Source organism: Mesorhizobium sp. M0174, assembly GCF_040322275.1.
GTDB lineage: Bacteria > Pseudomonadota > Alphaproteobacteria > Rhizobiales > Rhizobiaceae > Mesorhizobium.
This window is the reverse complement of record NZ_JAMYTB010000004.1, coordinates 1-18,360: the sequence shown is the minus strand read 5'-3', so window position 1 is coordinate 18,360 and position 18,360 is coordinate 1. Positions and strand designations below refer to the sequence as shown.

General features: G+C 64.5%; 25 protein-coding genes and 1 tRNA gene. 10 read left to right on the top strand and 16 right to left on the bottom strand.

Features of this window, described 5'->3' with window-relative positions:
- The first annotated feature begins 196 nt into the window (after positions 1-196).
- A complete protein-coding gene (locus NKJ13_RS09540; protein WP_352509360.1) occupies positions 197-829 on the top strand; it encodes an HAD family hydrolase in 633 nt (210 codons plus the stop codon).
- A gap of 22 nt (positions 830-851) precedes the next feature.
- Here the strand turns inward: NKJ13_RS09540 and NKJ13_RS09535 are convergent, their stop codons facing one another.
- The 7 genes from NKJ13_RS09535 to ureC all read right to left on the bottom strand — a co-directional run bounded on the left by NKJ13_RS09535 (position 852) and on the right by ureC (position 6,452).
- Positions 852-1,619 carry a class II aldolase and adducin N-terminal domain-containing protein gene (locus NKJ13_RS09535; protein ID WP_254815830.1) on the bottom strand — a complete coding sequence of 256 codons (768 nt, stop codon included), beginning with the start codon at positions 1,617-1,619 and terminating at the stop codon, positions 852-854.
- Between the two features lie 81 nt (positions 1,620-1,700).
- Positions 1,701-2,342, bottom strand: coding sequence for an urease accessory protein UreG (gene ureG, locus NKJ13_RS09530; RefSeq protein WP_352686343.1), 642 nt, complete (start codon positions 2,340-2,342; stop codon positions 1,701-1,703).
- Positions 2,339-2,779, bottom strand: coding sequence for a DUF3995 domain-containing protein (locus tag NKJ13_RS09525; protein WP_352736675.1), 441 nt, complete (start codon positions 2,777-2,779; stop codon positions 2,339-2,341). Before NKJ13_RS09525 ends, ureG begins: the two co-directional genes overlap by 4 nt.
- A complete protein-coding gene (locus NKJ13_RS09520) occupies positions 2,776-3,465 on the bottom strand; it encodes an urease accessory protein UreF (RefSeq protein WP_352686341.1) in 690 nt (229 codons plus the stop codon). The genes NKJ13_RS09525 and NKJ13_RS09520 overlap by 4 nt, the downstream gene beginning before the upstream one ends.
- Positions 3,458-4,042: an urease accessory protein UreE gene (locus NKJ13_RS09515; protein ID WP_352686338.1), complete on the bottom strand. Its 585-nt coding sequence runs from the start codon at positions 4,040-4,042 to the stop codon at positions 3,458-3,460. The genes NKJ13_RS09520 and NKJ13_RS09515 overlap by 8 nt, the downstream gene beginning before the upstream one ends.
- A 56-nt stretch (positions 4,043-4,098) precedes the next feature.
- The gene (locus NKJ13_RS09510; RefSeq protein ID WP_352509365.1) at positions 4,099-4,692 is read right to left on the bottom strand and encodes a hypothetical protein; all 594 of its coding nucleotides are present in this window, start codon (positions 4,690-4,692) and stop codon (positions 4,099-4,101) included.
- Positions 4,693-4,739: 47 nt separating this feature from the next.
- Positions 4,740-6,452, bottom strand: a complete 1,713-nt coding sequence (ureC, locus tag NKJ13_RS09505) for an urease subunit alpha (protein WP_502901896.1) — start codon at positions 6,450-6,452, stop codon at positions 4,740-4,742.
- A 179-nt stretch (positions 6,453-6,631) separates the two neighbouring features.
- Between ureC and NKJ13_RS09500 the strand changes: the two genes are divergently transcribed.
- Entirely contained in the window at positions 6,632-7,015 is a 384-nt protein-coding gene (locus tag NKJ13_RS09500) for a hypothetical protein (protein WP_023677006.1), read from the top strand.
- A gap of 126 nt (positions 7,016-7,141) precedes the next feature.
- On the top strand, positions 7,142-7,636 hold the full coding sequence (locus NKJ13_RS09495) for a hypothetical protein (RefSeq protein ID WP_352476984.1): 495 nt from the start codon (positions 7,142-7,144) through the stop codon (positions 7,634-7,636).
- A gap of 26 nt (positions 7,637-7,662) precedes the next feature.
- Here the strand turns inward: NKJ13_RS09495 and NKJ13_RS09490 are convergent, their stop codons facing one another.
- The 5 genes from NKJ13_RS09490 to NKJ13_RS09470 are packed head-to-tail and all read right to left on the bottom strand — an operon-like array spanning position 7,663 to position 10,055.
- On the bottom strand, positions 7,663-7,968 hold the full coding sequence (locus NKJ13_RS09490; protein ID WP_352476983.1) for an urease subunit beta: 306 nt from the start codon (positions 7,966-7,968) through the stop codon (positions 7,663-7,665).
- Between the two features lie 7 nt (positions 7,969-7,975).
- Entirely contained in the window at positions 7,976-8,569 is a 594-nt protein-coding gene (locus NKJ13_RS09485; RefSeq protein ID WP_352477099.1) for a HupE/UreJ family protein, read from the bottom strand.
- Positions 8,570-8,604: 35 nt separating this feature from the next.
- A complete protein-coding gene (locus NKJ13_RS09480) occupies positions 8,605-8,862 on the bottom strand; it encodes a DUF1272 domain-containing protein (RefSeq protein WP_254815822.1) in 258 nt (85 codons plus the stop codon).
- Between the two features lie 19 nt (positions 8,863-8,881).
- Complete coding sequence (locus tag NKJ13_RS09475) at positions 8,882-9,184, bottom strand: urease subunit gamma (protein WP_023677011.1); 303 nt, start codon at positions 9,182-9,184, stop codon at positions 8,882-8,884.
- Between the two features lie 28 nt (positions 9,185-9,212).
- A complete protein-coding gene (locus tag NKJ13_RS09470) occupies positions 9,213-10,055 on the bottom strand; it encodes an urease accessory protein UreD (protein ID WP_502901895.1) in 843 nt (280 codons plus the stop codon).
- Between the two features lie 202 nt (positions 10,056-10,257).
- Between NKJ13_RS09470 and NKJ13_RS09465 the strand changes: the two genes are divergently transcribed.
- The 3 genes from NKJ13_RS09465 to NKJ13_RS09455 all read left to right on the top strand — a co-directional run bounded on the left by NKJ13_RS09465 (position 10,258) and on the right by NKJ13_RS09455 (position 12,566).
- Positions 10,258-10,512 (top strand): acyl carrier protein, encoded by a 255-nt coding sequence (locus NKJ13_RS09465; protein ID WP_352509366.1) that lies wholly within the window; start codon positions 10,258-10,260, stop codon positions 10,510-10,512.
- A 4-nt stretch (positions 10,513-10,516) separates the two neighbouring features.
- Positions 10,517-11,725 (top strand): beta-ketoacyl-[acyl-carrier-protein] synthase family protein, encoded by a 1,209-nt coding sequence (locus NKJ13_RS09460; RefSeq protein WP_254815821.1) that lies wholly within the window; start codon positions 10,517-10,519, stop codon positions 11,723-11,725.
- Between the two features lie 136 nt (positions 11,726-11,861).
- Complete coding sequence (locus NKJ13_RS09455) at positions 11,862-12,566, top strand: glutathione S-transferase family protein (RefSeq protein ID WP_352686332.1); 705 nt, start codon at positions 11,862-11,864, stop codon at positions 12,564-12,566.
- A gap of 21 nt (positions 12,567-12,587) precedes the next feature.
- Here NKJ13_RS09455 and NKJ13_RS09450 read toward each other — a convergent pair whose 3' ends face one another.
- Positions 12,588-12,716 (bottom strand): hypothetical protein, encoded by a 129-nt coding sequence (locus NKJ13_RS09450; protein ID WP_302893450.1) that lies wholly within the window; start codon positions 12,714-12,716, stop codon positions 12,588-12,590.
- Here NKJ13_RS09450 and NKJ13_RS09445 point away from each other — a divergent pair.
- Positions 12,709-12,951, top strand: coding sequence for a hypothetical protein (locus tag NKJ13_RS09445; protein WP_352686329.1), 243 nt, complete (start codon positions 12,709-12,711; stop codon positions 12,949-12,951). The genes NKJ13_RS09450 and NKJ13_RS09445 overlap by 8 nt on opposite strands.
- Positions 12,952-13,029: 78 nt before the next feature.
- Here the strand turns inward: NKJ13_RS09445 and NKJ13_RS09440 are convergent, their stop codons facing one another.
- Both NKJ13_RS09440 and NKJ13_RS09435 read right to left on the bottom strand, forming a co-directional pair.
- A complete protein-coding gene (locus tag NKJ13_RS09440; RefSeq protein ID WP_254815818.1) occupies positions 13,030-13,650 on the bottom strand; it encodes a nucleoside triphosphate hydrolase in 621 nt (206 codons plus the stop codon).
- 76 nt (positions 13,651-13,726) lie between these two features.
- Complete coding sequence (locus tag NKJ13_RS09435) at positions 13,727-14,833, bottom strand: hypothetical protein (protein WP_352736673.1); 1,107 nt, start codon at positions 14,831-14,833, stop codon at positions 13,727-13,729.
- A gap of 221 nt (positions 14,834-15,054) precedes the next feature.
- Between NKJ13_RS09435 and NKJ13_RS09430 the strand changes: the two genes are divergently transcribed.
- Positions 15,055-15,948: a D-alanyl-D-alanine carboxypeptidase family protein gene (locus NKJ13_RS09430; protein WP_352736671.1), complete on the top strand. Its 894-nt coding sequence runs from the start codon at positions 15,055-15,057 to the stop codon at positions 15,946-15,948.
- A 37-nt stretch (positions 15,949-15,985) separates the two neighbouring features.
- On the opposite strand, the gene NKJ13_RS09425 is transcribed toward NKJ13_RS09430, so the two are convergent.
- A complete protein-coding gene (locus tag NKJ13_RS09425) occupies positions 15,986-16,726 on the bottom strand; it encodes an AraC family transcriptional regulator (RefSeq protein WP_502901894.1) in 741 nt (246 codons plus the stop codon).
- A gap of 374 nt (positions 16,727-17,100) precedes the next feature.
- Between NKJ13_RS09425 and NKJ13_RS09420 the strand changes: the two genes are divergently transcribed.
- Entirely contained in the window at positions 17,101-18,021 is a 921-nt protein-coding gene (locus NKJ13_RS09420) for a zinc-binding dehydrogenase (protein WP_352736669.1), read from the top strand.
- A 150-nt stretch (positions 18,022-18,171) separates the two neighbouring features.
- Positions 18,172-18,248 (top strand) — tRNA-Arg (locus tag NKJ13_RS09415).
- Positions 18,249-18,360 lie beyond the last annotated feature (112 nt).

Genomic DNA, 18,360 nt, shown 5'->3' with positions numbered 1-18,360 from the left:
TGTGGAGGTCGCACAATCTCGGTCCAAAGCGCGTCGCGTTCAATCGGGCTTATGCGATGCGCTTTAGACTCTTGCTTTCTATGCATGTCCGTATCGCAAAACCGCTGCACACTGTTGCGCGACATGCATTAGCGGGACGCCGCGGTTTATCTCCTGCGCCAAACGCTTTAAGGGATTTTTGAGAATGGAGCCTTGCATGACGCCGAAAGCGGTTTTCTGGGATATGGACGGCACGCTGGTCGACAGCGAGCCGCTGCACGAAGCGGCGCTGATCGCGGCGCTGCACAGTGTCGGCATCGTACCGCCGGCCGACCTGCATGAGCGCGTGCTCGGCATCGCCGCATGGCCAGTCTACGAAATGCTGCGCGACGAGTTCGGCCTCGACCTGCCTTTCGACGACTGGATCGTGCGCAAATACGATCACTATCTGCCGATGGCCCAAACGCTGACGCCGCGCAGAGGCGCGATCGAGATCTTCAACGAGCTGCGCGCGCTTGGCGTACCGCAAGCGGTGGTCTCCAACTCGGACAGGCTGATCGTCGATGCCAATCTGCGCGCCGTCGGCCTCGTCTATCCCGGCATGAAGACGGTCAGCCGGAACGACGTGCGTGAAGGCAAGCCGCATGCCGAACCTTTCCTGCGCGCCGCCTGGCTGGCCGACGTCGATCCCACCGAGGCCGTGGCGGTCGACGACAGCGTGACCGGCGCCACGGCGGGGCTGGCAGCGGGAATGAAGACGATCTTCTGGCCAGAGGCGCCCATGGAGGGGCCGCCGGGGGCGATAATCATCAACAGCGCCGACGAATTGCGAGCCGAACTCGGGCTTTAAGCCAGGCCCGGCGGGACCGCGCTCAACTCCGGTAGGCAGGCTCCTGCTCGTCGAGGATCGCCTTCAGTTCGGAAAGGTGGCGTTCGGCCTGGCCGGGATAGTCTTCCTGTTCCCTTGCCGCCTTTTCGGCGATCTCATCCGACAGTACCCGCAGCGGCCGCCCGGTCCACAGCGCCTTGATATAGGTTTCGGCGGCGCGCTCGAAATAGAACATGCGGTTGAAGGTGTCGGCGACGCTGTCGCCGATGACCAGCACGCCATGGTTGCCCATCACCATCACCTTGACCTTCGGGTCGACAAGAAGCTGCGAGCAGCGCTCGCCCTCTTCCTCGAAGGCCAGCCCGCCATAATGAGCGTCGACGACATGGCGGTTGAAGAAGATTGCCGAGTTCTGGTCGACCGGCGGAAGCGTCGAGTCGGCGAGCGAGGCAAGCACGGTGGCGTGGATCGAGTGGACATGCATGACGCAGCGCGCATGACGCACATTGCGATGAATGGCACCATGCAGGCCCCACGCCGTCGGATCGGGCGCATTCGGGCCGGAGAGCGTGCCGGGATCGTTGGCGTCGATCAGAAGCAGATCGCTCGCCTTGATGCGCGAGAAATGCACCTGGTTGGGATTCATCAGGAATTGCGAACCATCGTCGTTGACGGCCAGTGAGAAATGATTGGCCACCGCCTCGTGCATGTTGAGCCGCGCCGTCCAGCGGAAGGCGCAAGCGAGGTCGACGCGCTCCTCATAGAACGGCAGGTTGGTCAGCACTTCCTTCTGCAGGCGCGTGATGCTCATCGTAAACCTCCGTGAAAGAAGCAAGGATGCCGCGCGGCTGGAACACGCGCAACCGGTTTCGTTTGGTACAGGCGAGCGCCGTTATGCCGCCGTGCTGGTGGCCGCGCCGACCCGAAGCCCGCCATGCCCGACGATGAAATCGATCACCTCCTGCAGCCCCTTGCCGCGCGACAGGTCGGTGAAGCCGAACGGCCGCTTGCCGCGCATGCGGGCAGCGTCGCGTTCCATGATGTCGAGATTGACGTTCACATAGGGCGCAAGGTCGCTCTTGTTGATGACCAGGAAATCGGACCGGGTGATCGCCGGTCCGCCCTTCCTCGGGATCTCCTCGCCCTGGCAAACCGAGATGACATAGAGCGTCAGGTCGGCAAGGTCCGGCGAGAAGGTGGCGGCGAGATTGTCGCCGCCCGATTCGATGAAGACGATGTCGAGATCGGGGAATTTTCTGGTCATCTCGGCGATCGCCTGCAGATTGATCGAGGCGTCCTCGCGGATGGCGGTGTGCGGACAGCCGCCGGTCTCGACGCCGACGATGCGATCCTCGGGCAGGGCCTGCAACCTGGCCAGCATCATGGCGTCTTCCTTGGTGTAGATGTCGTTGGTGACGACGGCAATCGAAAACTCGTCACGCAGTGCCTTGCAGAGCTTTTCGGTAAGCGTCGTCTTGCCCGAGCCGACCGGGCCGCCAATGCCGATGCGAAGAGGACCATTGGGCGATATCATGCGGGGAACTCCGTGACGGCAAGAATGGCGAAGGCAAGCCCGATCAGCAGGCACAGCGGCGAATAATAACGCAGATCGAGCCGCGCGAAAGGCTGTTCGGGCGTTAGCCGGCGCCACCACGGCGTGAAGCCGGCAATGCCGCGCGCCAGGAAAACCAGCGCGATGAGCAGCGACGTGGCGGCAAGCCCGGCCTTGGGAAAGGGCGTAGCAAAGATGCCCTCGAGCGCCATCGGCCACAGTGTCGCCAGGCCAAGGCAGGCGGCAACGGCGAAGCTGGCGAAGGGTGCCGGCATTTCGTCGACGCCATGAAAGCCAATGACGGCGCGGGCGCAGGAGGCGACATCCCTGCCCGGCCAGATGCCGCCAATGCCCCAATAGACATGCAACGCGGTGATCAGCAGCAGGACGAGCGAGAGGGCGAAAGCGAGGACGATCATGAGCGGAACAGCCGCGAATACTGGGCCTCGTGCTTCATCGCCGTGATGTCGGAGATAAAAGCGCAGCCGCCGAGATCATCGAGGGTCGAGCCGGCAGCGCGGTCGGACGTAGCCAGGGCAAGCGGCTCGAAGCCGGCTAGCAGCGCGGTGGCGCCGGTCTGGCCGACGGCGCCGAGCCGGATCGCGGCCTGAACAAGGTTGGAGAAGAAGGCCTGCAGGAAGGCGGCCAGGGCGTCCCGCAGCGAAATGCCGTGATCGCCGGCAACAGCGCCGACGGCAACGCAATAGGCACATTCGGTCGGCAGGCGATCCAGCACCTGGCACGGCCAGGCGGAGGCTGCTTTCAGGAAAGCGGCGCCCTGCAGCATCGTCTCGGTATGACGCTCGCGCGAGCCTGCCAGAGCTTCGGCAAGGGCGACGATTTCATCGAGATCGCCGGTTTCGCGCGCCCTGCGCCAGCTTTGGGCAAACAGCACCGCATCATTCCAGCCCGAACCCATCTCGACGAGCGTTTCCAGCCACGCGGCGAGATCTTTGCTGTCGGCAACCAGCCCGGCATGCACGGCTTGTTCCAGGCCATGGCTGTAGGAAAAGCCGCCGACCGGGAAGGAAGGCGACAGCCACGCCATCAGCCGCAACAAAGCAATATTGGAAGGCTGGGCAACGCTGGAAGGCCGGTCAGTCATGGTCATGGTCGTGCGAATGGCTGTGGGAATGAGAATCGCTATGGCTATGGGAATGCGCTTCGGCGTGGCTGTGCGCATGTGCCTCGGCATGGGCATGGCCGTGCCCGCCATGCGCGGAATAGGCGCCGCGCACCGGCTTGAACGGTTCGGAGACGTCGCTCACAATGGCGCCCAATCCCTCCAGCATCGTCTTAATGACATGGTCGCGCAGGATGAGGATGCGGTTAGCCTCGATGGCGGCGGCGAGATGGCGGTTGCCGATGTGCCAGGCGAGCTCGGCGAGATGGATCGGGTCGCTGCCCCTGATATCGTAGAGCGGCTCTTCGGCCGCGATGATCTCGATGTGGCGGCCATCCTCCAGCACCAGCCGGTCACCATGGTTCAACGTCACCGGTTCGGGCAGGTCGACCAGCACCTTGTCGCTACCGGCCGTTTCGATGGCACGACGGCGCAGATGCCGCTCGTCATGGGCAAGCACCGCCCGGTCGTATGGCGTGGTGGTTCCGGCTTCGCCTGCGGCCAGGACGGCGACTGCGCGCGGGAATTTGGTGAAGTCGGTGCGAATATCGAGCTTCATGTAAAAACTGCCTCTCCCAAAAGCCTAGCCTATCGCGTCCGCCGCCCCAATGGCGCTCAAACAATCGTGTCGAAGAGCCGCAGGATAAACGATACCTGATAGACGAGCGCGCCGGCGACAAAGGCGATGTGAAAGCGGCGGTCGCGCAGCAGGACCGCAATGACGCAAAGCGCGACGAAAACCGGCGTGCGGATCAGATATTCGACGCCGAAATGGGCGAAATGCGCCGGCCCTTTCAGCAGCGTGTCGACCACGTCGAGCAGATAGGTCGCCGCCAGCAGGCCGAAGAACCAGGCCCGGCGCGAATAAAAGAAATCCTCATAGCTAGTGTAGTCCAGCATCGAGTCCGGAAACAGCAGCGCGCAGAGCAGGAACAGCGTGACGGCGTAGAAGATGATGAACAGGTATTTGCCGAAGGTCCAATTCTCGATCTGGAAGAGGCCGAACTCCCACCACCAGAAATGCACCAGCATCAAAAGCACCGACGCAACCCAGGCGAGGTGCACGGGATAGAGCCGGTACTGGCCGGGATGCTGGACGATGCGGGCGAGCCCCGACAGCAGGCGGGTGACGCCAAGGCCGATCACCATGCCCAGGACAATGCGGATATGCGGGAAGATGTCGTGGGCGTAGGGGAGTTGCTGGTCCATAGGCCTGGCGCGGCATGTTCTACATCGGTCGTTCTAACGCCTAGGGTTCAGAACAGGAAGTAGCGTTGCGCCATCGGCAGCACCGTTGCCGGCTCGCAGGTGAGCAATTCACCGTCGGCGCGGACCTCATAGGTCTCCGGGTCGACCTCGACATGCGGCGTGGCGTCGTTGAGCACCATCGAATGCTTGCCGATGCCGCCGCGGGTGTTCTCGACGGCCACCATCTGCTTGTCGACGCCGAGCCTGCCGCGCAGGCCGGCGTCGAGCCCGGCCTTCGAAACGAAGGTCACCGACGAATTGGTCATCGCCTTGCCGTAGGCGCCGAACATCGGCCGATAGTGCATCGGCTGCGGCGTCGGGATCGAGGCGTTGGGATCGCCCATCGGGGCGGCGGCGATCATGCCGCCGATCAGCACCATGTCCGGCTTGACGCCGAAGAAGGCCGGGTTCCACAGCACAAGGTCGGCGCGTTTTCCGACCGCCACCGAGCCGATGTCCTTCGACAGGCCATGCGCGATGGCCGGATTGATGGTGTATTTGGCGATGTAGCGGCGGACGCGGAAATTGTCGTTGTCGCCGGTCTCCTGCGGCAGCGAACCACGCTGGCGCTTCATCTTGTCGGCGGTCTGCCAGGTGCGGATCGCCACTTCGCCGACGCGGCCCATGGCCTGGCTGTCCGACGAGATGATCGAGAAGGCGCCGATGTCGTGAAGAATGTCTTCGGCGGCGATGGTTTCCTTGCGGATGCGGCTTTCGGCAAAGGCGATGTCTTCGGGGATCGACGGCGACAGATGGTGACAGACCATCAGCATGTCGAGGTGCTCGGCCAGCGTGTTGACCGTGTAGGGACGCGTCGGATTGGTCGAGGACGGAATGACGTTGGGCAGACCGCAGACCTTGATGATGTCAGGCGCGTGGCCGCCGCCGGCGCCTTCGGTGTGGAAGGCATGGATGGTGCGGCCCTTGATCGCCGCGACCGTGTTTTCGACGAAGCCGGACTCGTTCAGCGTGTCGGTGTGGATCATCACCTGCACGTCGTAATCGTCGGCGACCGACAGGCAGCAGTCGATTGCAGCCGGTGTCGTGCCCCAGTCCTCATGCAGCTTCAGCGAGCAGGCGCCGGCGAGCACCATCTCCTCGAGCGCGGCAGGTAGCGACGCGTTGCCCTTGCCCGACAGCCCGATATTCATCGGGAAGGCGTCGAAAGACTGGATCATGCGCGCCAGATGCCACGGCCCCGGCGTGCACGTGGTCGCCAGCGTGCCGTGCGCCGGGCCGGTGCCGCCGCCGAGCATGGTGGTGATGCCCGACATCAGCGCTTCCTCGATCTGCTGCGGGCAGATGAAGTGGATATGCGCGTCGAAGCCGCCGGCGGTCAGGATCTTGCCTTCGCCGGCGATGATCTCGGTGCCGGGACCGATGATGATGGTGACGCCGCCTTGGGTATCCGGATTGCCGGCCTTGCCGATCGCGACGATGCGGCCGTCCCTCAAGCCGATGTCGGCCTTGACGATACCGGCGGTGGCATCGACGACCAGCGCATTGGTGATGACGGTGTCGACCGCGCCTTGCGCGCGTGAAACCTGGCTCTGGCCCATGCCGTCGCGGATGACCTTGCCGCCGCCGAATTTCACCTCCTCGCCGTGAACGGTGAGATCCTTTTCGACCTCGATGAACAGCTCGGTGTCGGCGAGCCGGACTTTGTCGCCAACGGTCGGGCCGTACATCTGCGCATAGGCGGCGCGGGTGATTTTAGCCATCAGCAATTGCTCCCGAAATACAGCCCGAAAATACCGCTTGTCGAAGGCGGGCCCCACATTGCTGCCATCCTATGATCACGCAATGACCCGCTGAGCGACACTTTCCGATCCCATTTGGCGTTTGAGGTGGCCGGGTCACCCCAAAACGACCATTTGCCAATCGATGGAAAGGAACATCCATGCGCAAAACGACCCTTCTGGCAGCCGCCGCCACGCTGGTGCTCGCAACCGCCGCCAGCGCCCAGCAACAGCCTGCGCAGCAGCCCAGTCCGGCGCCGGCCGCGCCTGCTCCTGCCGCGCCCGGAGCGCAGCCACAGGCGCCCACCATCCAGGCGATCAACGTCGTCGACATCAAGGATCTGCCGGCGGACACTCAAGCCAAGGTCAACGAGGTGATCGCCAAGCGCAGCGACGCCGATCTGCAGAAACTGCGCGGCTCGATCGACGCGACACCGCAGGTCAAGTCCGCACTCGAAGCCAAGGGGCTCACCTCGGCGCAGGTGATCGCCGCCAGCATGAGCACCAATGGCGCGCTGACGCTGATCACCAAGAAAGCGAGCTGACGAGACAAGGCGGCGGGCCGGCGCCCGGTCAGCCCGCCGCCTCGCAAAGGGAACCTTCACGGGGGACGTTTCGTTTCGGTCCTGTCGCCCTGACACAAGCCTCGAAAAGGACCCCGAGAACGAGCGATGGCGATCACCACCTTCTCCGACACCAGATGGCTGCATGGCATTGCCGCGACCGCGTTTCTGGCCGCCAGCATTCCGCACGCCGCGCTGAACGCGCAGAGCCTCGACAGCGCCGAGACCGTCAACCGGATCGTCGGCTCGGAGGTCGGCCAGGAGGAGACCAAGACAAATGCGGAAGCCGGCAAGGTCAGCTCGGCGATCGACCGCACGCGTGAGAACATCGCTGCCGTGCGAAAGACATCCAAGCTCGACAAAGTCGATATCGTGTTTCTTACCGACGCCGCGCGCACCGAAGGCGGCCCGCCGCCGGCGATCGAAAGCAAGGTCAGGCAACATCGGGACGACATTGCCGAGCTGCGCAAGGAGATCGAGGCGAACGCATTGCTGTTCAACGCTATCGACTCGCGGCGAGTGCAGACCGAGGACGTTCTGGCGGTTGAATTCGACGATTCGGGAAAGGTCGTCATCTATGCGGCGGCCAAGCCGCCCGGCTGAGCCGAAACTGCTCGACGCCTTCGATCTCACAGCTTGCCCATGATCTTCTGCTGAAATCCGTAGACCTCGCGCTTGCCGCCGAACGGCACTAGCGTAACATCGCGCTCCTGGCCGGGCTCGAAGCGCATCGCGGTGCCGGCGGCGATGTCGAGGCGCATGCCCCGCGCCTTGTCGCGATCGAATCTCAGCCCTTCATTGGTCTCGAAGAAATGATAGTGGCTGCCGACCTGGATCGGCCGGTCGCCGCTGTTGGCCACCTTCATGGTGACCGTCGGCAGTCCCTTGTTCAGTTCGATCTCGCCGCTTGCCGTGATGATTTCGCCGGGGATCATCACTGCCTCACAGGATGCCGAAGGCGAGGCCGGCGCCAATCGCGGCACAGGCGGCGCCAGCGGCGCGGGCAAGCCCACTGAAGCGCCAGCCGAGGCCGAGACCAGCCGTGATGCCGACGGCATGGAGCAACGCGGTGGCAACGGCAAAGCCTGCGGTATAGCCAAGCCCAGCGGCATTTTCAGGCACCTCGGTGCCGTGGGCGTAGCCATGGAACAGCGCAAACAGGCCGATGACGGCGACGCCGGCCGAGACGGGAAGATCGACGGCGAGCGCAACCAGCAGCCCGAGTGCCACGACGGACGCCAATATGGCCGGCTCGACGAAAGGCATCGGCACATGCAGCATGCCAAGCGCGCCGCCGGCCAGCATGACGCCGACGAAAGCCAGCGGCCATGCCCAGATCGCCTTGCCGCCCCTGAGCGCCGCCCATAGGCCGACGACAATCATCACCGTCATATGATCGAGGCCGGAGAGCGGGTGGGAGAAGCCGGCGGTGAAGGACGAAACCGTGCCGACGCCGACATGGGCATAGGCCGGCATAGCTGCCGCCAGCAGCAGGGCCGCCGACAGCGTCGTGCATTTCATCGTAGCGGGGATCATCGGCGTAGCTTCCATCTTCGAGATCATCATGCCTCTCACGCCGCCTTGCGGGCCGGACCGCAGCCTTCTGCCTTGAGGACGCGCTTGGTCGAGGCCGGATATTTCGTCAGCAGCGCTGCCGGACGGATCGGGCGGGCCGAGAAGTTGCCGCCGCAATTCGGGCAGGCGCCGCCGAGCACGTTTTGTGCGCAGTCGGCGCAGAAGGTGCATTCGAAGGTGCAGATCACCGCGTCCGTCGCATCGGGCGGCAGATCCTTGTCGCAGCATTCGCAGTTCGGACGCAGCTGAAGCATTTTCCTCTCCTTGGCGGTTTTATCTGATCGGCTCGTGCACGGTCACCAGCTTGGTGCCGTCTGGAAACGTCGCCTCGACCTGCACATCGTGGATCATTTCGGCAATGCCTTCCATCACCTGGGCCCGGGTGACGACGTGGGCGCCGGCCTCCATCAGCTCGGCGACGGCGCGGCCGTCGCGGGCACCCTCGACGACGAAATCGGTTATCAGCGCGATCGCTTCCGGATGGTTGAGCTTGACGCCGCGTTCGAGCCGCTTGCGGGCCACGATCGCCGCCATGGCGATCAGCAGCTTGTCTTTCTCCCTCGGCGTCAGATTCATGCGTTTTCCTGCAGTGGCACAATCGAAATCAGAGTGACCATAATTTGGGCAGGCCCGCCCGTCCGTTGAGCAATTCGACAAGCGGCACCAGCCGCTTGCGGAGCTGGTAGCCGTCCTCGGCGAACAGCCGAGCAAGAAGCTTGCCAGATTTCCGCACGCTCCAGAAACTGACGCCGCCCTGGCCGCCGACCATGGCCCGGGCCGGCTCGAGCAAAGCTTCTGCCCGCGGCGACACCATCAGCAGCGTCGCCACCGCGATGCCGCCGCCGGCAACCGCCGGACGATTCAAGGTGGCGGCAATGTCGGGGCCGATGCGAAACTCCTCGGCGTGAATCAGCGCCCCGTCCTGGCGGACGCGCCAGCGGTCATGGAATTGGCCTTGCGAAGCCCGTTCACCCATGGCCAGGCGGCCGAAGACGGTAGCTTCCAGGATCAGCGCCTCGGCTCCGGCGGCAAGCTCCACGTCAAGCGTGCGGGCAAAGGCCGAGCGGTCGAAGACGATGGTTTCCTGCGGCAGCCAGGCAATGTGGCCGCCTTCGCCGGCGCTCAATTGCACCCGCACTTCGGCGCGGTCGGATGCGGCGCGATAGATTTTCTCGCAGGCCTGCGTCGTTATCGTTGCGGACGCGCCGGCACCGACATCGACCTCCCAGGCGAGACGGTCGCCACCGGTCAGCCCGCCGGCAGTGTTGATCAGGACGGCTTCGAGCGGACCGGCCGAGACTGCCGGCATGCGGATCTTGGCCGAGCCGTCCTGGTACAGGCGCCGAAGACGCGTGCGGCCTCCGTTCCAGTCGCAGCCAAGCCGTGCAACGCCGGCAACGCGCTGGGCCGGCGGCACTGAGGTCAAGCTATATGCGATCGTGTCCACGACACCAACGTTAAGCACTGCGGCGGCTTTGTCGATATATAGCTTGTTGCTTGACAGCGTTTCGGTTTCTATAGAGGGAGCCACCTTGGTACGGTCACCGGCGCCTGGCGGGGGTAAAAGGCGACGATGACGACGTAATCGAGCACAAAAGGGGCGCTGATCAGTTGGCGTCGGGAAACGACAGAGTTGGGGAAGAAACCGAATGGCTGACCAGCTGGCAAACGATATCATCGCCAAGATCAAGGCTCATGCCGAGCCGGGCGGCGAGGAAATCACCACCGGTACCGAACTGACCGCGCTTGGCATCCATTCGCTGGAACTGACGGAGATCATCTTCGATCTCGAGGAAGAGTATGGCATCGAAATCGAGATGAACACGGTCGATGCCTGGAGCAATCTGAAGAATGTCGGCGACATGGTCGAGGCGGTTCGCGCGCTGATCGCGAAAAAAGCCTGACTGAATGCACAAGCGGATCGTCATCACGGGCATCGGCGGGTTATGCGGCCTCGGCACCAATGCACCGGCAATCTGGAATGAGATGCGCGCCGGCCGTTCGGCAATCGGCGCGATCGACAATCCGCTGCTGCATGATCTGAAGGTCAAGGTCGGCTGCGAAATCAAGGCGCTTCCCGAGCACGGCATCGACCGCAAACAGGTCGTGTCGATGGACCGCTTCAGCCTTCTGGCGACGATCGCCGCGCGGGAGGCGGCACAGCAGGCGGGATTGAACCCGCACGCGGCCAACACCTACCGGATGGGCACCATCGTCGGCGTCGGCGTCTGCGGCTGGGAGGCAATCGAAGAGAACTATCGCGCCATCCTGCTCGAAGGCAAGAACCGCGCCGGCATCTTCACCGTACCGAAAGTAATGCCGGGCGCAGCCGCCGGCCATGTCAGCATGAATCTTGGTCTGCGTGGACCGGTGTTCGGCATCACCTCTGCCTGCTCGTCATCCAACCACGCCATTGCCTCCGCGGTCGATCAGATCAGGCTCGGCCGGGCCGACGTCATGGTCGCCGGCGGCACCGATGCGCCACTGGTCTGGGGCATCCTCAAGGGCTGGGAAGCCCTGCGGGTATTGTCGCCGGACACCTGCCGGCCGTTTTCGGCCGACCGCCAGGGGCTCGTGCTCGGCGAAGGCGCCGGCATGGTAGTGCTGGAAACGTATGAGCATGCCATGGCGCGCGGCGCCGCTATTCTTGCCGAAATCGCCGGCGTCGGCCTTTCCGCCGACGCCTCCGACATCGTCGCGCCAACTATCGAAGGGCCTGAGGCGGCGATGCGCTTCTGCCTCGTCGACGCCGGGCTCAATCCGGAGGACGTCGACTATCTCAACGCGCATGGCACCGGCACCAAGGCCAACGACCAGATCGAGACGGCGGCGATCAAACGCGTGTTCGGCGACCATGCCTACAAGCTTTCTGTCTCCTCGACCAAATCGATGCATGCCCACTGCCTCGGCGCATCCGGCGCGCTGGAAATGATCGCCTGCGTGATGGCGATCCGCGAAGGCATCGTGCCGCCGACCGCCAATTATCGGGAAGCCGACACCGACTGCGATCTCGACATCACGCCGAACGTGGCACGCGAGCGCGCGGTGCGCACCGCGATGAGCAACAGCTTCGCCTTCGGCGGCACCAATGCGGTGCTGGCGGTCAAGGCCGTGTGACCACACCCTTTGCGGGCCTTTCACCGGGGCCGGTGAAACTTTCCATGCGCATATTGATCGCGCCAGGCGTCGCGCCTAACTCACTGCGACCCGCCATGACCATGCCGCTCGGCGCGGTCCCCGACCAGGAGTTTCGATGACCGATCTGTCCGCGTTTCCGATCGCCAGGCGCTGGCCGGCGAGCCACCCCGACCGCATCCAGCTTTATTCGTTTCCGACGCCGAACGGGGTGAAAATATCGATCGCGCTGGAGGAACTTGGCCTGCCCTACGAGCCGCATGCCGTCGACATCGGCAAGAACGAGAGCTGGACGCCGGAATTCCTGTCTTTGAACCCGAACGGCAAGATCCCGGCGATGATCGATCCGGACGGCCCGGGCGGCAAGCCGATCGGCCTGTTCGAATCCGGCGCCATTCTGCTTTATTTCAGCGACAAGACCGGCAAGCTGGTCCCGGCAGACGCAACGCTGCGTTACGAGACGATCCAGTGGGTGTTCTTCCAGATGGCTTCCATCGGGCCCATGTTCGGCCAAGTCGGTTTCTTCCACAAATTCGCCGGGCGCCAAATCGCCGACAAGCGCCCGCTCGAGCGTTATCGCGACGAGTCGCGGCGGCTGATCGGCGTCCTCGAAACGAGGCTCAAGGGCCGCAACTGGATCATGGGCGACGATTACACCATCGCCGACATTTCGATGCTTGGATGGGTGCGCAATCTGATCGGCTTTTACGAGGCGCGGGACCTCGTCGGTTTCGACGATTTCCCGGGCGTGGGCGCATGGCTGGAGCGTGGCCTTGCCCGGCCGGCGGTGCAGAGGGGCCTCACCATTCCGGCCAGAGCCTGATCAGAACCCTGACTGCCCCGGCTATTTTGCCTTGGTCCGGGGTTTCGAGCCGCCCTTGCCGACTACGGAAGCGGCAAGCGACGCCGCACCTTTGGCGGTCGCAAGCACGGCACCGGCGGCGACATTGGCCGTTGCCTTAACGGTGCGCATTGCGCTGCCTGCGATCGATCCTCTGCTGCTTGCCGACCTTTTGGCCTTGGGTGCAGCGGCTTTGGCCGCGGCAGGCATCACCTTTTTCGGCGCCGCCTTGCCAAAGCTGGGCTTTGCCGCATCCTTGGAGTGGGCCGCTCCTGCCGGGCCGGCGCTGGTTTTCGCTCGAGTGATTTTTGATCGTGTTACCTTGCCCTTGGCGGGCGCAGGCTTTCTTGCCATGGTTTCCATCTAACCGTTCCCTCATGCAATTGCCGTGTCCGGGATAACGGCCTGAAAGTGTTAAGGTTCCGGCCGAACAGTCCTTACCAGATCAGGCCTGTCCACCGACCACCAGGTCGGCGGGCCGCCGACGGGCAAGCACGCGGTCGATGTTCGGCATGTCGTTGGAAGCAATCCAGGCGCGCGCGTCCTGGTCGGACCGGCCGTGCTCGTGCCATCGCTCGAGCAGTCGGCGCTCGAGCTCGGCGCGCGGCACGTCGACGAAGATAGAGTAGTCGAACAGCGGCGCCAGCCGCGTCCATGGCTCTTCGTCGAGCAGCAGGTAATTGCCTTCGACCAGGATGAATTTGGTCTCGGCGGCGATGATCGCAGCGGCAGCGCGCGACAGCTCCATGCTGCGGTCGAACACCGGGATGGCGATATCCGGCTCGCCAGCGCGGATGCGCTTCAGCAGCGCTTCGAAGCCGGCAAAATCAAAGGTTTCCGGGGCACCTTTTCGCTGGCGAAGGCCGCGCCGCTCGAGCACGACGTCATCGTAGTGGAACCCGTCCATCGGCACGACTTCCGCCGTGCCTTCCGGCAGCAGGTCATGCAAGCCTGCCGACAATGTCGACTTGCCGGCGCCGGGCGGACCCGCAATGGCAACAATGAAGCGCGGCGCCTTGCCGGCGCGCTTGAAAATGGTAGCGGCGAGATGGGCGATCTCAGACATTGGCATCCGTTAAGATGGTTCTGGCGCATTTTGGCGGCAGTTTTCGAAAATTTCAAACGCGGCTTGTGCCAGGCCTTCAATCGGGCCTGGACTGGCTGATCCGCAGGAAATCGTTGTCGAAGCCGATGTCGCGCTCGGCACCGTCAGCCGCCAGGATGCGCATGCGGCCCGGCGAGGTCGTGACGTCGCGCGGCGGCTCGCCGGATGGCCATGGCAGTGCGCCGATGACATGGCGGAACGAAAAGCGGCGCCCTTCAGCAAGGGCAAAGGCGGTCGCCACGCCTTCATGCTTCAGCCAGTTGTCGCCGAGCGACGCGGCATGGCCGACGGCCGTGCGGCCGTCCTCGATGCCGAGCACGCCGCGGTGGCGGCCGCTCCATGGCGCGTAATCGCGCCCGCCATTGCTGACCCACAGCATGGTGACCGGCAGTTCGGCCGGGTTCTTCAGCACCAGCACGAGGTCGGCTTCCGCCTGGCGCGCCAGCGCGGTCCAGCCCGGTCCGCCATGGTCGGCCTCGACCAGCGTGACGAAGTCCTCACGCAGCTGGTCCATGCGATAGGCGGTCAGGTCGATCGTGCCGCCGTCGGCGGCGGGAAAGCGCGTCAGGTCGGTGCTGCGCGCCGGGTAGGCGAGCAAAGAGCGGCCGCGGGCCGGATCGGGCTCCGGCGCTTCGTTCGGCGTCGCGGCAAGGCGCTTCGGCGAGAAGGCCAGGCTGCCGCCGGCTTTCATCACCGTCATCGGGTGATGGGCGACCGGAATGGCGCCGGCCCCGCCGGAAAAGACGTGTTCCTGATAGAGAAAGGGATGATCGTCGCGCACGATCAGGATCTTGTCGACGGTTGCGCCGATGACCCGGCGCTGCAGCCGCAAGACGGCGCGCCAGCCATCGACCGTTGCCGCGCTGTCGACGACGTCCCAGCGACTATTGGCCGGCCAGCCATGCAAAGGTGCCGCTTCGACGTCGCTGACCGAGAACGGCGCGCACAGGAAATCGCCGGACAAGTGGACGGTACCTTCAGGTAGATCTTTCGGCAGCGTCTCGCGCGGCTCGCCGACCCAGGGGGCGCGATGCAGCGGCTTAAGCCGGCGGCCATCGATATCGATCGCCATATCGGCGAGATGGCCGACGGCAAGATCGACCGATACCGAAATGCCTTTTGCCGTGATCGTGACCGTATCCATGTGCACCTACCGATTCTGCCGGCGCCAGCAAAGCCCACTCGCCGCCGGTTGCGCAAGCGCGATGGCCGGCAATTCCCATCAGCCGGCTCGGCACAGCGGCCATGTCGGCCTGTGGACAGGGCACCAATCCAGGGCCCCGACCGATATTAACCAAATGGACTGTGCCTTTGCGGTAAGATAGCTTCGCCTCGTCTCAGAAACAGCCTGCCTTCGGAACCGACTTGTCCGCCTTGCGCTTCTTTCCGCTCATTCACAATTACGTCGCGATGCTGGCGCTGCTGCTGTTTGCCGCCGGCTGCACGACGGTGACGCCGCCCGACAGCGTGCTGGCCGTGCCGGCGCCGCCGCAGAAATATGCCGCGATGGTCATCGACGCCGGCACCGGCAAGACGCTGTTCGAGGTCAATTCCACGGCGCCACGCTATCCGGCGTCACTGACCAAGATGATGACGCTCTACCTTCTTTTCGAGGCGCTGGAGTCGGGGCGGATCAGCAAGGAGACGCAAATTCCCGTGTCGGACTACGCCGCGCGGCAGCCGCCGACCAAGCTGCGGTTCAGGCGCGGCGAGACGATCGACGTCGATTCGGCGATCCGCGCCATCGTCGTCAAATCGGCCAATGACGTGGCGGTCGCCGTTGCCGAATATCTCGGCGGCAGCGAAGAGGCGTTTGCCGGCATGATGACCGCCAAGGCGCGCCAGATCGGCATGAGCAGCACCGTCTTCCGCAACGCCTCGGGCCTGCCGGATGGCGACCAGCACACGACGGCGCGTGACATGGCGGTGCTCGGTATGGCGCTGCACACCCGCTTCCCGCAGCATTTCCACTATTTCTCCGACAGCGACTTCATGTTCCGCGGCAGGCTGGTGCGCGGCCACAACGACATGCTCGGCCGGGTGCGCGGCGTCGACGGCATCAAGACCGGCTACATCAGAGCTTCGGGTTTCAACATCGTTACCTCCTATAATGCAGACGGGCACAGGCTGATCATCGTGGTGATGGGCGCCGACAGCGCGCGCCAGCGCAACGACCACGTCGAGGCGCTGATCCAGCGCAGCCTGTCGACGGCGACGGCGAATGCGACGACGCGGCTGCTGTATGCCGAGCAGCAGTGAGGGTTGACGTCCGGGTGGGCGCCGGATCGGGGGCTCATCAGGCGACAAACGCAGAACCGCCGTTTTGCGCGACACTGCTGAGATACTTTGCCGGTGGCTTGCCAAGCGCTTTCTTGAACATGGTGATAAAAGCGGTGACCGATTCGTAACCGAGATCGGCCGAAACCTGCTGCACGCTGGCGCCGGAGGCCAGCTCGCGCATCGCGACGATCAAGTGCAATTGCTGGCGCCAGCGTCCGAAGGTCAGCCCTGTCTCCTTGACCACGAGACGTGCGAGACTGCTCTCGCTGAGCGCGACGCGATTGGCCCATTCCGCCAGGGTGCTGCGGTCGGCAGCATCTTCCGCCAGCGCCGCGGCGATGCGCCTCAAGCGCGGCTCGGACGAGATCGGCAAATGTAGCTGCTGGACAGGCATGCGCGGCAGTTCGGCGAGCAGTACCCTGGTCAGGAGCTCGCCCCTCCTATCATCGTCCTCACCGCGATCCGCCAGCTCTATGATGAGCTCGCGCAGCAACGGCGAGATCGAAAGCGTGCAGCACCGGTCCGGCAGGTCGGTAGCTCCCGGTTCGATATAGACGAAGAAAATCCGGGCATTGGCGGTCGCGATATTGCTGTGCTGCATGTCGCCGGGAATCCACACCGCGCAATGCGGCGGCACCATCCACAAGCCGCTGGGAACGCGACATGTGACGCCACCGCCGAGCGCGAAGACGAGTTGCCCTTTGCGGTGGCGGTGGTCCGGCACCTCCGCCCTGGTTTCGGTAACGTCAACGCGCACGGCGATTGCCGGTGCGAGGACGTCATCGGGATTGAAATTCGGCCGGGGTAGCGAAGCGGCTGTCTCATTTTGACTGATTTTAGCGATCAATTGGCATGATATCTAAATTCTGCCATCGGCAAAGTCGATAGGCTCGGAGTTGCGAACAGGTCAGGAGCTTGCAAAGACGATGAGAAAGATTGTTCAGACGCCCGGCGGCCGTACTGAAAGACCGGGCGGTGGATCGCATCGTCAGCGGCCATCGGAGACGGCGACGGCTTGGCGGCCCGCTGCCTCGACGTGCGGCTGGGCTCCGAGACCCTCCGCCCCGCGCCTGTCCCGCCAAGCCGGGCACGTCCGAGGCATGGCACGCCGCAGCAAGGAGGCATGACGCCATGCTCGCTTTAGTCACCTCTCTCGACAGCGCCGCCGGGTTGCGGCTCACCGAGCTTGGCGAGCCCGAGCCCGCCCCGCACGAGGCGCTGGTCTCGGTCCGCGCAGTCTCGCTGAACCGCGGCGAACTGCGCCTGCTCAGCATCCGCCCGAACGGCTGGGTGCCTGGCCAGGACGTCGCCGGAATTGTCGAGCGCGCCGCGGCCGATGGCTCCGGGCCGGCCGTCGGCGCCCGGGTTGCGGCTCTGGTCGACCAGGCCGGGTGGGCCGAACGTGTCGCCGTTCCAACCGACCACCTCGCCATCCTGCCGGACGACGTCAGCATCGTTGCCGCCGCCACTGTCCCTGTCGCAGGCACGACCGCGCTGCGCACCCTGCGCCTCGGCGGCGACCTGGCCGGCCAGCGGGTCCTGATTACCGGCGCAAGCGGCGCGGTCGGCCGTTTCCAGATCCAGATCGCCCGCCGGCAGGGCGCGTCGGTGACGGCGGTCGCCGCCGCCCGGCATGCCGCCGATCTCCGCAACCTGGGAGCCGAGCGGGTCGTCGAAACGGTCGAGCTGGCCGAAGGACTGTTCTCGCTGATCACCGAGTCGGTCGGCGGCGATAGCCTCGCCCGAGCGATCGAACGGGTGGCGCCTGGCGGGACCGTCGTCATGTTCGGCTCGAGCAGCGGCGAACTCACGCCCATCGGCTTCCGCCAGTTCGTGCCGGGTCACGAGGGCGCGCGGCTGCAGACCTTCGCCTACTACGCGTCCGGTCCGGAGGTCGGCGCCGTCATAGCCTCGCTGCTCGCGCTGATCGCAGCCGGCCGGCTCGAAACGCGGGTGGTCCTGACCGTGCCGTGGCGGGACGTCGGCCAGGCCCTCGACGCGCTGCGGCAGCGCAGCATCAGCGGCAAGGCAGTGCTTACCGTGACCGCATGAGCAGCCGCGGCCGCCGGACGGGACAGGGGGCTGCTACGGCAGTTTGAGCCCGTCCGCGATTGCCCGTTGAAGCCGGCGCCTGCTTCCGCTAAGAAGCCGTGGCTGGCCGGTTTACCGGCTGGTTCGTTTTCCGGATCGCCGATCCTGAAGGCACCCGTAGCTCAGCTGGATAGAGCGCTGCCCTCCGAAGGCAGAGGTCACAGGTTCGAATCCTGTCGGGTGCGCCAAATCTCAAGGGTACGACCCGGAGACATGGGTAACAGAATGTACCTAAGACATGGGTGACAACCTCGTGCCGAACGGGTTGTCGATGGTCTGCAAGGTTCTCTGTTCCAGGTC

Coding starts and splice junctions, on each gene's coding strand:
- NKJ13_RS09455 (WP_352686332.1), top strand. CDS start 11,862: ATGACCGATCTGTCCGCGTTTCCGATCGCCAGGCGCTGGCCGGCGAGC.
- NKJ13_RS09420 (WP_352736669.1), top strand. CDS start 17,101: ATGCTCGCTTTAGTCACCTCTCTCGACAGCGCCGCCGGGTTGCGGCTC.
- NKJ13_RS09490 (WP_352476983.1), bottom strand. CDS start 7,968: ATGATCCCCGGCGAAATCATCACGGCAAGCGGCGAGATCGAACTGAAC.
- NKJ13_RS09535 (WP_254815830.1), bottom strand. CDS start 1,619: ATGAGCATCACGCGCCTGCAGAAGGAAGTGCTGACCAACCTGCCGTTC.
- NKJ13_RS09495 (WP_352476984.1), top strand. CDS start 7,142: ATGGCGATCACCACCTTCTCCGACACCAGATGGCTGCATGGCATTGCC.
- NKJ13_RS09515 (WP_352686338.1), bottom strand. CDS start 4,042: ATGAAGCTCGATATTCGCACCGACTTCACCAAATTCCCGCGCGCAGTC.
- NKJ13_RS09440 (WP_254815818.1), bottom strand. CDS start 13,650: ATGTCTGAGATCGCCCATCTCGCCGCTACCATTTTCAAGCGCGCCGGC.
- NKJ13_RS09475 (WP_023677011.1), bottom strand. CDS start 9,184: ATGAATCTGACGCCGAGGGAGAAAGACAAGCTGCTGATCGCCATGGCG.
- NKJ13_RS09485 (WP_352477099.1), bottom strand. CDS start 8,569: ATGATCCCCGCTACGATGAAATGCACGACGCTGTCGGCGGCCCTGCTG.
- NKJ13_RS09540 (WP_352509360.1), top strand. CDS start 197: ATGACGCCGAAAGCGGTTTTCTGGGATATGGACGGCACGCTGGTCGAC.
- NKJ13_RS09500 (WP_023677006.1), top strand. CDS start 6,632: ATGCGCAAAACGACCCTTCTGGCAGCCGCCGCCACGCTGGTGCTCGCA.
- NKJ13_RS09435 (WP_352736673.1), bottom strand. CDS start 14,833: ATGGATACGGTCACGATCACGGCAAAAGGCATTTCGGTATCGGTCGAT.
- ureG (WP_352686343.1), bottom strand. CDS start 2,342: ATGATATCGCCCAATGGTCCTCTTCGCATCGGCATTGGCGGCCCGGTC.
- NKJ13_RS09460 (WP_254815821.1), top strand. CDS start 10,517: ATGCACAAGCGGATCGTCATCACGGGCATCGGCGGGTTATGCGGCCTC.
- NKJ13_RS09480 (WP_254815822.1), bottom strand. CDS start 8,862: ATGCTTCAGCTGCGTCCGAACTGCGAATGCTGCGACAAGGATCTGCCG.
- ureC (WP_502901896.1), bottom strand. CDS start 6,452: ATGGCTAAAATCACCCGCGCCGCCTATGCGCAGATGTACGGCCCGACC.
- NKJ13_RS09450 (WP_302893450.1), bottom strand. CDS start 12,716: ATGCGCACCGTTAAGGCAACGGCCAATGTCGCCGCCGGTGCCGTGCTT.
- NKJ13_RS09465 (WP_352509366.1), top strand. CDS start 10,258: ATGGCTGACCAGCTGGCAAACGATATCATCGCCAAGATCAAGGCTCAT.
- NKJ13_RS09520 (WP_352686341.1), bottom strand. CDS start 3,465: ATGACTGACCGGCCTTCCAGCGTTGCCCAGCCTTCCAATATTGCTTTG.
- NKJ13_RS09525 (WP_352736675.1), bottom strand. CDS start 2,779: ATGATCGTCCTCGCTTTCGCCCTCTCGCTCGTCCTGCTGCTGATCACC.
- NKJ13_RS09510 (WP_352509365.1), bottom strand. CDS start 4,692: ATGGACCAGCAACTCCCCTACGCCCACGACATCTTCCCGCATATCCGC.